Source organism: Streptomyces sp. NBC_00988 (assembly GCF_045162645.1).
In the GTDB taxonomy this organism is placed as follows: Bacteria; Actinomycetota; Actinomycetes; order Streptomycetales; family Streptomycetaceae; genus Streptomyces.
In genome coordinates this window covers 9,017,595-9,030,573 of record NZ_CP108730.1, presented here as the reverse complement: position 1 = coordinate 9,030,573, position 12,979 = coordinate 9,017,595, and the positions used below count along the sequence as shown (strand labels likewise).

Here is a 12,979-nt window from a genome sequence, read left to right as displayed (position 1 = left end):
TCCATGCACCTCGACAGCTACACCCAACCCCTCCAACTCGTCCACGAGTCGGTCGACATACCGGCCGTGGTGCACGACATCCGGCACCTGGACGAGGGAGGCCGGCGCGAGGCCGAGTTTGCCTGGGCCCGCGAGGAGCGCGCGAGCGGGCTGGAGGTCGCGGTCGCGCCGATGCTGCGGGTGCATGTGCACCTGGAGTCGGACGACGCCTGGCGCCTGACGCTGGTCCAGAGCCACGCCATCACCGAGGGCTGGAGCGTCAACACCCTCACCGTGGAACTGCTGGAGACGTACGGCGCGATCCGCGACGGCGAGGAGCCGCCCGCGTACGACGCCCCCGGCGTGCGCTACGCCGACTTCATCGCCGCCGAGCTGAAGTCTCTGGACGACCCGGCAGACCAGGCGTACTGGCAGGACGTCACCGACAACCACGTCCCGTTGACCCTGCCCGAGGCCTGGGCCGATCCCTCGGCCACGGGTGAGCCCGAACCGGTACACGTCACCGCCGCGTACGCCGACCTGGAGCCGCGCCTCCGTGCCCTCGCCTCACACGCCGGGGCCTCGCTGAAGAGCGTGCTGCTGGCCGCGCATCTGAAGGTGCTGAGCGCGCTCACCACCGAGGACGCCTTCCACACCGGCCTCGTCACCCACGGCCGGCTGGAGGCACCGGGCGCCGAACGCGTCCTGGGCATGCACCTCAACACTCTGCCCCTCCCGCACACCACGGGCGCGGCACGCACCTGGCTGGAGCTGGTCCAGCACACCTACACCGCCGAAACCGCCGTCTGGGGCCACCGCCGTTATCCGCTGCCCGCAATCCAGCATGCGGCCGGGGCCGAGCGGCTGGTCAGCGTCCTGTTCGACTACCTCGACTTCCACCACCTCGACAGCGACCAGATCGACACCAGCGGCACACTCGGCGGCGCCGTCAACGAGTTCGCGCTCAACACCATCGCGCAGGGCGGGTTCCTGCATCTCACGGCGACGACCGACGTCCTCACCCGCGAGTACGCCGAGCGCCTGGCCGCCATGTACCGCACGGTGCTGGAAGCCATGGCTGCGGATCCGGAGGGGAGCGCTCTCGGCGGCGTGCTGTCCGGCGACGAGCAGGCACGGCTCCTCGCCATCGGGACCGCGCCGGAGCAGGCCGTTCCTGGCCTGGCCATCGACCAGTTCGAGGCACAGGCCGCCACCACACCGGACGCGATCGCCGTCACCCTCGGCCAGGTTGAGCTGACCTATCGGCAGCTCGACGAACGCGCCAACCAAATCGCCCACCACCTGTGTGCCCACAGCACCACAAACGCACCCGTCGGCATCTACCTCGAACGCTCCACCGACCTCGTCGCCAGCCTCCTCGCCACCTGGAAAGCCGGATCCCCCTACCTCCCCCTCGACCCCAAACTCCCCAACGAGCGCCTCACCCACATCCTCACCGACACCAACGCACCGCTCATCCTCACCACAACGGAGTTGGCGCCAACCCTCCCGGAGCTGTCCCACCCGGTCCAGATCATCAACATGGACACCCTCGGATCCCAGCCGACCGGTGCACCCGAACGCCAACTGCACCCGCTGGACCCGGCATACATCATCTACACCTCCGGCTCCACCGGCACCCCCAAAGGTGTCGTCGCCCACCACCAGGGCCTGGCCAACTACCTCGCCTTCACCAAAGACGCGTATGCCCAACAGCCGGGTGGCGCCCCCCTGTTCTCACCCATCACCTTCGACCTCGGCATCCCCAACATCTTCACCCCCCTCATCACCGGACAGCCCATCCGCCTCCTCCCCCACAACCTCGACACCACCAACCTCGGCACGGCCCTCGCCGAACACGCCCCCTACAGCTTCATCAAACTCACCCCCGCCCACCTCGAACTCCTCACCCACCAACTCACCCCCGAACAAGCCCGCACCCTCGCCGGCCAGATCATCGCCGCCGGCGACACCTTCACCACCGACCTCGCCGACCGCTGGTACCAACTCGCCGGACCGGACGGCACCACCCTCGCCACCGAATACGGCCCCACCGAAATCACCATCGGCAACTCCGGCCAACCCGTCCCACCCGGAAGCCAACCCCTCCCCACCATCCCGCTGGGCGACCCCATCCCCAACACCGCCATGCACGTCCTCGACACACACGGCAACCCCACCCCCTACGGCATCCCCGGCGAAGTCCACATCTCCGGCACCGGCCTCACCCACGGATACCTGAACCGCCCCGACCTCACCGCCGAACGCTTCGTCCCCGACCCCCACGGCCCCGCCGGCACCCGCCTCTACAAAACCGGCGACCTCGCCCGACGACTGCCGGACGGCTCACTGGAGTTCCTCGGCCGCATCGACACCCAAGTCAAAATCAACGGCTACCGCATCGAACTCGGCGAAATCACCCACCAGCTGAGGCAAATCAACGGCATCGCGGACGCCGCCGTCATCGCCCGCGACAACACGCTGACCGCCTACCTCGTCGGCAGCTCACCGGACCTGGACGAGCTCAACTCCCGGCTCTCCGCAGCTCTGCCCGACTACATGATCCCCAGCGCGTTCGTCGGCATCGACCGCATCCCCCTCACCCACAACGGCAAACTCGACACCCGCGCCCTCCCCAACCCCGACCGCGACGCCATGGCCAGCGGCGAACGAGTCGCGCCGCGCACACCTGCCGAGCGGGAATTCGCCGCGGCCTGGGCCGACGTACTCCAACTCAACGCGGACCAAGTCAGCGTCGAAGACAGCTTCTTCGACCTCGGCGGCGACTCCATCCGCGCCGTCCGCCTCGCCGGCACCCTCCGCGAACACGGCTACGAGGTCGGCATCCGCGACATCTTCACCCACCGCACCATCGCCCAACTGGCCGCCCACACCCGCCCGGCCTCAGGACGGACCGCATTCACGCCCGTAGAACCGTTCACGCTGATCGGCGACAAGGACCGGGCCGCGCTGCCCGCAGACGCCACCGACGCCTACCCCCTCTCCCAGATCCAGACCGGCATGCTCGTCGAGATGCTGGCCGACGAGGAGAAGCGCAACTACCTGGACGTCAGCTTCTACCGGATCCCGGACCCGAAGCCGTTCTCCGCGGACGCGCTCCGAGAGGCCGCCGCGGTCGTCGCGGCCCGCCACGACATCCTGCGCACATCCACCCATCTGACGGGCTTCTCCCAGCCGCTGCAGATCGTCCACGCGACCGTCGAGATCCCGATCCGGATCGAGGACGTACGGGACCTGGACGAGCGCGAGCAGTACGCATTCGGCCTGCGTGTCCTGGCCGAGGAACGGGCCGCCGGATTCGACATCGGGATCGCGCCGCTGCTGCGGATCGGCGCCTACCCGGAGTCCGACGACTCCTGGCGGCTGAACTTCACGCACTGCCACGCGGCCACCGAGGGGTGGAGCATGCACAGCCTCACCATGGAGCTGCTGGAGGCGTACGGCGCGATCCGGGACGGCGAGGAACCGCCCACGTACGACATCCCCGACGTCCGGTACGCCGACTACATCGCGGCCGAGCTGAAGTCCCTGGACGACCCGGACGACCAACGGTACTGGCAGGAGATCACCAGCACACACGCCCCGATAACCCTCCCCGAGGCATGGGGCAACCCCGGGCAGCCGCGTGAGCCGCACCGCGCCGAGGTGCCGTACGCGGACCTGGAGAAGCGGCTGCGGGCCCTGGCCGGGCTGGCCGGGGCGTCACTGAAGAGTGTCTTCCTCGCCGCGCACTTGAAGGTGATGAGCGCGCTCACCACCGAGGACGCCTTCCACACCGGCATCGTCACCCACGGCCGGCTGGAGGCACCGGGCGCCGAGAAGGTCCTCGGCATGCACCTCAACACCCTGCCCGTACCGTTCCGGACCAGCACCACCCCGGGCACCTGGACCGAACTGGTCAGGGAGACGTTCGCCCACGAGACCGACATCTGGGGTCATCGTCGTTATCCGCTGCCCGCCGTCCAGCGCACAGCCGGGGCCGAGCGGTTGATCAGCGTGGTGTTCGAGTACCTGGACTTCCACCAGATGGATGGCGACAAGGTCGACGTCCAGGCCGAGTTCCACGCGGCGCCGAACGAGTTCTCGCTGAACGTCTCGGCCATCGGCGGATCGGTCTACCTCGCCACCGGCACCGACGTCCTCACCCGCGAGTACGCCGAGCGCCTGGCCGCCATGTACCGCACCGTCCTGGAAGCCATGGCCACCGACCCGCACGGCAGCGCCCTCGGCAGCCCCCTGCCCCTCGGCGAACAGGCCCATCTCCTCACCATCGGCACGGCCCCCGACCAGGCCCTCCCCGCCCTGGCCATCGACCAGTTCGAGGCACAGGCCGCCACCACACCGGACGCGATCGCCGTCGCCTTCGGCGGGGTTGAGCTGACCTATCGGCAGCTCGACGAACGCGCCAACCAGATCGCCCACCACCTGTGTGCCCACAGCACCACAGGCGCACCCGTCGGCATCTACCTCGAACGCTCCACCGACCTCGTCGCCAGCCTCCTCGCCACCTGGAAAGCCGGATCCCCCTACCTCCCCCTCGACCCCAAACTCCCCAACGAGCGCCTCACCCACATCCTCACCGACACCAACGCACCGCTCATCCTCACCACAACGGAGTTGGCGCCAACCCTCCCGGAGCTGTCCCACCCGGTCCAGATCATCAACATGGACACCCTCGGATCCCAGCCGACCGGTGCGCCCGAACGCCAACTGCACCCGCTGGACCCGGCATACATCATCTACACCTCCGGCTCCACCGGCACCCCCAAAGGTGTCGTCGCCCACCACCAGGGCCTGGCCAACTACCTCGCCTTCACCAAAGACGCGTATGCCCAACAGCCGGGTGGCGCCCCCCTGTTCTCACCCATCACCTTCGACCTCGGCATCCCCAACATCTTCACCCCCCTCATCACCGGACAGCCCATCCGCCTCCTCCCCCACAACCTCGACACCACCAACCTCGGCACGGCCCTCGCCGAACACGCCCCCTACAGCTTCATCAAACTCACCCCCGCCCACCTCGAACTCCTCACCCACCAACTCACTTCCGAGCAGGCACACAACCTGGCGGGCCAGATCATCGCGGCGGGTGACACCTTCACCACCGACCTCGCCGACCGCTGGTACCAACTCGCCGGCCCGGACGGCACCACCCTCGCCACCGAATACGGCCCCACCGAAATCACCATCGGCAACTCCGGCCAACCCGTCCCACCCGGAAGCCAACCCCTCCCCACCATCCCGCTGGGCGACCCCATCCCCAACACCGCCATGCACGTCCTCGACACACACGGCAACCCCACCCCCTACGGCATCCCCGGCGAAGTCCACATCTCCGGCACCGGCCTCACCCACGGATACCTCAACCAACCCCACCTCACCGCAGACAAATACATCCCCGACCCCCACGGCCCAGCCGGCACCCGCCTCTACAAAACCGGCGACCTCGCCCGACGCCACCCCGACGGCTCACTCGAATTCCTCGGCCGCATCGACACCCAGATCAAGATCCGCGGCTACCGCATCGAACTCGGCGAAATCACCCACCAGCTGAGGCAAATCAACGGCATCGCGGACGCCGCCGTCACCGCACACGACAACACGCTGACCGCCTACCTCGTCGGCAGCACCCCCGACCCGGCCGCACTACGCGCCCACCTGGCCGACACCCTCCCCGACTACATGATCCCCAGCGCGTATGTCGGCATCGACCACATCCCCCTCACCCACAACGGCAAACTCGACACCCGCGCCCTCCCCCACCCCGACCGCGACGCCTACAGCGCCGCCGAACGCGTCGCCCCGGTCACCGACGGCGAGAAGCTCCTCACCGCCGTCTGGGCCGACATCCTCGACCTCGACTCCGACACCATCAGCACCACCGACACCTTCTTCGACCTCGGCGGCGACTCCATCCGCGCCGTCCGCCTCGCCGGCGCCCTGCGTGAGCACGGCCGGCAGATCACGATCCGTGACATCTTCGAGCACCGCACCATCGCCCAACTGGCCGCCCACACCGGTACCACCCCCCAGGGCATCCAGCCGTTCCGCACGACCGCGCCCTTCGCCCTGATCAGCGAGGAGGATCGCGCGGCCCTGGCCACCGAAGCGGTTGACGCCACTGACGCCTACCCCCTCTCCCAGATCCAGACCGGCATGCTCGTCGAGATGCTGGCCGACCCGGACCGGAACACGTACCACAGCGTCAACTCCTTCCGGCTGGTGGACGACCGGGAGCTGGACCGGGACGCACTGCGCCGAGCCGTGGACGTCGTGTCGGACCGGCACGAGACGCTGCGGACGTCGATCCGGCTGGCCGGCTTCTCCCAGCCGCTGCAGATCGTCCACGCGAGCGCCGAGATCCCGCTCGCCGTGCACGACCTGCGCGCGCTGGACACCGAGGAGATGTCCGCGGCGGGTCTCGTGTTCGCGGAGGCGGAGCGGCAGCGGCTGTTCGAGCTGGCCGAGGCTCCGCTGGTGCGGATCAACGTGCATCTCGAGCCGGGCGCCTGGCGGTTGACGTTCACGCACTGCAACGCGATCACTGAGGGCTGGAGCTACCACTCCCTCCTGATGGAGATCCTGGAGCTGTACCGGGCGATCCGGGACGGCGAGGAGCCACCCGCGTACGACGCCCCCGACGTGCGCTACGCCGACTACATCGCGGCCGAGCTGAAGTCCCTGGACGACCCGGACGACCAGCGGTACTGGAAGAACGTCACCGACACGCACGTCCCGATGGCCGTCCCGGAGAGCTGGGCCGACCGGGACCGTCCAGTGGAGCGCTACCGGCGCCGGGTGGAGTTCGGTGACCTGGAGGAGTCGCTGCGGGCGCTGGGCGCGCGGGCGGGAGCCTCGCTCAAGGCGGTGCTGATCGCCGCGCATCTGAAGGTGATGAGCGCGCTCACCACCGAGGAGGCGTTCCACGCCGGCCTGGTCTGCCACGGCCGGCTGGAGGAGCCGGGCGCGGACCGGGTGCTCGGCATGCACCTCAACACGCTGCCGTTCCCGCACAGCGGTACCCCGGCGACCTGGCTGGAGCTGGTAAAGCAGACGTATGCCCAGGAGATCGAGGTCTGGAGCCACCGGCGGCACCCGCTGCCCGCCATCCAGCGCGCGGCGGGGACCGCCGGGCGGCTGGTCTCGGTGATGCTGGAGTTCCACGACTTCCATCAGATGGACCGGAAGCTGGTCGACGCCACCGCCGAACGCAACTCGGTGGCCACCGACTTCGCCTTCCATGTGATCGCCACCAGGGACTCGTTCCACATCATCAGCGCCACCGACACGGTGAGCCACGAGCACGCCGAGCGGCTGTGCGGCATGTACCGCCAGGTCCTCGCCGACATGGCCGCCGACCCGCACGGGTCGGCCCGGGCCGGTGTGCTGCCGGCCGAGGAGGCGGCCCGGGTGCTGGCGGCCGGGCACGGCAGCCAGGTGCCCAGGCCGGTCGGGACGACGGTCCACCGGGCCTTCGCCGAGCGGGTGGCACGGCACCCGGAGGCTCTCGCGGTGGTCGCGGGGACCGAACGGCTCACCTACCGCGAGCTGGACGAACGGGCCAACCGGATCGCCCACCAGTTGCGCGCGCTCGGCGCCCGCCCGGACACCCTGGTCGGTCTGTGCCTGGACCGCGGCCCGGCGCTGTTGCCGGCCCTGCTCGGCATCCTCAAGTCTGGTGCCGCGTACGTCTCGCTGGACCCGGCCAACCCGATGGGGCGTCTGACGCAGATCCTCGACGACACCCGGGCGCCCGTGGTGGTGACCTCGTCCGCGTACGCCGACGAGCTGGCCACCTCGTACGACGGTGAACTGGTCGTACTGGACCGGGAGTCGGACCGCGCGGCGATCGCGGCGCAGCCAGCCGCGGAGCCCGCGGTGCCCACCTCGCCCGAAAACCTGGCGTACGTGCTGTACACCTCGGGTTCCACGGGTACGCCGAAGGGCGTCGGGCTGACCCATGCCAACGTGCTGCGGCTGTTCCGCACCGACGAGGCGGAGTTCGTCTTCCGGGACTCGGACGTGTGGGCGATGTTCCACTCGTACGCCTTCGACACCTCGGTGTGGGAGATGTGGGGCGCGCTGCTGCACGGCGGTCGGCTGGTGGTCGTACCGCCGGAGACCGCTCGCTCGCCCGAGGACCTGCTGGACCTGCTGGTGGACGAACGGATCAGCGTGCTCTGCCAGACGCCCACCGCGTTCCGCGGGCTGGCCGCGCTGGCCGGGGACGACCGGGTGGGGCGGCTGGCGCTGCGGGCCGTGGTGTTCGCCGGGGAGCGGCTCGACATGTCCGAACTGCTGCCCTGGGCTGAGCGGTTGGGGCTGGAGCAGCCGGCCCTGGTGAACATGTACGGGATCACCGAGACGAGTGTGTACTCGGTGCGGCACCGGCTGGGCGCGCCGGACCTGGGCCGGCCGACTCTGAGCGTCATCGGCACCCCGCTGGGCGACCAGCGCGTCCATGTCCTCGACCGGTACGGCAACCCGGCCCCGGTCGGTGTGCCCGGCGAGATCCATGTCGGCGGGCCCGCCGTGGCCCGCGGCTACCGGGGCCGGGCGGATCTGACCGCCGAGCGCTTCGTGCCGGACCCGTTCGGTCCGGCGGGCGGGCGGCTGTACCGCTCCGGTGACCTGGCCCGGCTGCTGCCGGACGGCTCGCTGGAGTTCCTCGGCCGGATCGACACCCAGGTGAAGATCCGCGGCTACCGCATCGAACTGGGCGAGATCCAGGCGGGGTTGAGGCGGCAGCCGGGCGTCCGGGACGCGGTGGTGCTGGCCCGGGAGGACGTGCCGGGCGACAAGGTCCTGGTCGCCTATGTGGTGGCCGAGGATGGGGCGGCGCCGGATCCCGCGGGACTGCGCGCCGCGCTCGCGGCCGGGCTTCCGGCGTACATGGTGCCCACCGCCTTCGTGCCGGTCGACCGAGTGCCGCTGACCCCGAACGGCAAGCTGGACCACCGCGCGCTCCCGGCGCCGGACCGCACCTCCCTGGCGGGCACCCGCCGGGTGGCGCCGCGCACCGACATTGAGCGCCGGCTGGCCCGGGTGTGGGCCGAGGTCCTGCGGCTGGACGTGGACGCGGTCGGCGCCGACGACAACTTCTTCGGCCTGGGCGGCGACTCGATCCGGGCGGTACGGCTGCTGCCGGCCGCCCGCCGGGAGGGCCTCGACCTGTCGATCTGGATGCTGTACCGGACGAAGACACTGGCCGAACTGGCCGCGGTGGCCGGGGCGGACACCCCGGACAGCGCCGAACTGCCGCTCACCCCGGCGCAGCGCCGGACCGCCGAGGACACACCGGCCGCCCAGTCGGTGCGGCTGCCGCTGAGCCGGCGGCCGGACCCCGGCCTGCTGGAGCGGGCGCTGCGCGCGGTGGTCGCCCGGCACCAGGCGCTGCGACTGCGCCTGCCGGTGGACGGCGGTACGACGGCGGCCGTGGCCGCGGTCGAGTCCGCCGAGCCGCTGCGGGTCGTGGAACTGGGCGAGGTCCCGGCCGACGGCCGGGCCGCGGCGGTCGCGGCGGCCGTCGCCGAGGACGCCTCGGCGGTCGATCCGGTGTGCGGGCCGGTGCTGCGGGCCTCGCTGTGCCACTTCGGTGCGGCGACGATGCTCAACACCGAGCTGCTGCCGGAGCTGTGGATCACCGTGCACGAGCTGGCCGTCGACGAGGCGTCCTGGACCGTCCTGGTGGACGACCTGAATCTGGCGTACCGGCAGCTGAGCGCCGGGGAGCCGGTCGAGCTGCCGCCGGTCGGGCTGGAACTGGCCGTACTGGCCTCGGAGTTGGCCGAGGTGGCGGCCTCGGACGCGCCTGCCGCGCAGGCCCAGGCCTGGCTCGGCATGCAGCCCGGCCGACCGCTGCCGGTGGACCGCGCGGACGGCGAGAACACCTTCGGCACCGCCCGGACGGCTACCGTGACGTTGTCCGCCGGGCTCACCGAGGTGCTGCTGGCCGCGGCGGACCCGGAGGCGCTGCTGCTCACCGCGCTGGGCCGGACCCTGTCCGGCTGGAGCGGCGGTGACCGGGTCGGCCTGGACCTGGCGGCGGACCCGCGTACGTCGGTGGACGGCTCCCGCACGGTGGGTCTGCTGACCGACCGTCATCCGCTGACCCTGTGGCTGCCCGCGAACCGGCAGGCTCCGGCCCAGCTCCGCTCGGTGGCCCGCCAGCTGGATGCGCTGCCCGAGCCCCGCTACGGCTACGGCCTGCTGCGCCACGGCGCGGACGAGGAACTCGCGGAGGATCTGGCGCTCCTGCCGCGACCCGAGGTCGGCTTCACCTTCTCCCTGGACTCCCCGGCTTTCCCGGTCTCCCTGGACTCCCCGGTCGAGGTGGCACCGCACACCCGGCCGGCGCCGCTGGCCCTCGCCCCGCAGTTCGTCGAGCCGGTCCGGCCGGCCCGGGCGCGGCGGCCCAGGCTGCTCGACGTGGACGCCCGGGTGCACGACGGGCAGCTGTACCTGCGCTGGACGTACAGCACCGCAGTGCACGACGCCAGCACGGTGTGCGGGCTCGCCGACCGGCAGCTCGCGGAGCTCTCCGCGCTGCTGGAGTCGCCGGAAACCCCGCGCGGCACGGCCCGTACAGCACGCGCCCGCTCGGCCGCGCCGCACAAGCTGGCCGAGGAGATGTCCCGGCACGAGATCCCCGGCGCCGCACTGGCCCTGATCCGCGACGGGGAGCTCACCGAGGTCCACACCTACGGCACCCTCACCGCGGGCGGCGGCGAACCGGTCACCGAGGACACCCTGTTCGCGGCCGGGTCGATCAGCAAGCACGTGACCACGGTCGGCGTGCTCAAACTGGTCGAGCGGGGAGTGCTGAACCTCGACACGGACGTGGCAGGCTACCTGACCTCCTGGCGGCTCCCCGGCGATCCCGCGCCCCGGGTGACCCTGCGGCACCTGCTCTCGCACACCGCGGGGTTCGCCGTACAACCACCGTTCAAGCGGTACCGGCCGGACGAACCGGTCCCGTCCGTGACCGACATCCTGCACGGACGTCCGCCGGCGTCCCCGGCGGCCTTCGCCCACGCGCCGGGCGAGGTGTTCGCGATGACCGCGCTGAACTTCTCGGTCCTCCAGCAGGTGATGTGCGATGTCACCGGGGAGGAGTTCCCGGTGCTGATGCGGCGACTGGTCCTCGCGCCGCTGGGCATGACAGGCAGCGACTACGACCCCGCCTTCGTGCGCGGGTCGGGCCGCCCGTTCGCCCGGGGGCACGAGACCGGGGCCGTGCCCGTGCCGGGCGGACACCAGGTGATGCCGGAGCTCGCGGCCGGTTCGCTGTGGAGCACGGCGCCCGACCTGGCCCGGCTGACCGTCGCCGTACGGCGCTCGTATCTGGGTTTGCCGAACGCCTTCCTGCCACAGCCGCTGGTCCGGGACATGCTCACCCCGCAGCCGGACCGGCCGTACGGCTGGAGCGTCATCATCGACGACACCCGAGCCGACATGGAGATCGGGCACGGCGGTCAGGCGACCGGCTTCCAGGCCATGTTCGGGCTGAGGATGCACGCGGGAACGGGTGCGGTGCTGCTCACCAACGCCACCACCGGGCGCGAGCTGGTCAGCCGGGTCCTGGCCGAGCTGTGGCCGGACCAGACCCGGTTCTCCGTCCTGTGGCGGCAGGCCACCGACGCGGCCCGCACCCGGGAGCGACGGGCAGGCGCAGCCGGGGCGGACACGAGCACCGGTGAGGCCCACGGTGAGTGAGCCCCGTACGGACCGGGCGGCCGTCCTTGACGACGGGCGCCGACCCGGCACTCCCGTCGTGCCGCTGCGCCGGAACATCGCGTTCATCCAGCTGTGGGTGGGCGCGGGGATCTCCCGGTTCGCGGCGACCGTCGGCATGACGGCCTATCCGCTGCTGGCTCTCTGGCACACCGACTCGGCCACCCTGACCGGCCTGGTCACCTTTGCCGGGGCACTGCCGAACATCCTGATCCAGCTGCCGGCGGGGGCCCTGGTCGACCGCTGGGACCGGCGGAAGCTGATGCTGTGGTGCGACATCGCGGGCGCGCTGTCCATCGCGGGGGTGGCGGTGGCCGTCTTCCTCGGCCACGTCTGGATCCCGCAGCTGATGGCCGCCGCGTTCGTCGAGGTCACCCGGGGAATCTTCTACGACCTGGCGGAACGAGCCACGGTCCGTTCCGTGGTCCCGTCCGAACAGTTGTCCACCGCCCTCGCGCACAACGAGGCGCGCGGTGCGGCGATCGGGCTGGTCGGTCAACCCGGCAGCGGCCTGCTGTTCATGCTCGCGCGGTGGCTGCCGTTCGCGTTCACGGCGATCGCGGACCTCGTGGCGGTCGTTTTCCTGCTGTTCCTGCGCGGCAGGTTCCGGCCGGAGCGGTCCGGCCCGCCGCAGCGGATCCACACGGAGATCAAGGAAGGCATCCGCTGGCTGTGGCGGCACCGGATCGCCCGCCTGCTGGTGGGGACGTTCGCCAGCAGCAACCTGATCTTCCAGATGCTGATGCTGACCGTGCTGGTGATCGTCCGCCGGCACGGTGACTCGGCGGCGATGGTCGGCGTGGTCACCGCGGTCGGCGGTGTCGGTGGGCTGGCCGGGGCGCTGCTGGCGCCCCGTTGGGCCGAGCGATACAGCCTGCGGACCACGTTCGCGACCGGCCTGACGGCCTGGACACTGCTCCTGCCGTCTGTGGTGGTGGTCCGTCAGCCGCTGGTGCTGGCGGCCGTGCTGGCCGTGATCGGCCTGGTATCGGGAGTGTTCAACGTGACGGCCTGGACGTACCAGGTCCGGCACACTCCCGACGAACTACAGGGCCGGGTGAACGGTACCGGCCGCTTCCTCGCCTCTGGCGCCAACTCTCTCGGCGCCCTGCTCGCCGGTTGGCTGCTGGATTCCGTGGGCATCGCCTGGACCGGTCTGGTGATCAGCGCGCTGATGCTGGCGCTCACCACCACGGTGGTCACCCGCTCGGGATGGGCCGCGGCCGAGACCCGACCACAGCCGTGA

At 71.0% G+C, this 12,979-nt stretch carries 2 protein-coding genes (1 of these 2 running past the window's edge); both read left to right on the top strand.

The window, feature by feature from the left end; genetic code table 11:
* Positions 1–11,715, top strand: the 3' portion of a protein-coding gene (locus tag OG496_RS41110; RefSeq protein ID WP_405974467.1) for an amino acid adenylation domain-containing protein. It extends 9,870 nt beyond the left edge of the window; only the last 11,715 of its 21,585 coding nucleotides appear in the window; its start codon lies beyond the left edge, outside the window; it ends in the stop codon at positions 11,713–11,715.
* A complete protein-coding gene (locus OG496_RS41105; RefSeq protein WP_405974466.1) occupies positions 11,708–12,979 on the top strand; it encodes an MFS transporter in 1,272 nt (423 codons plus the stop codon). Before OG496_RS41110 ends, OG496_RS41105 begins: the two co-directional genes overlap by 8 nt.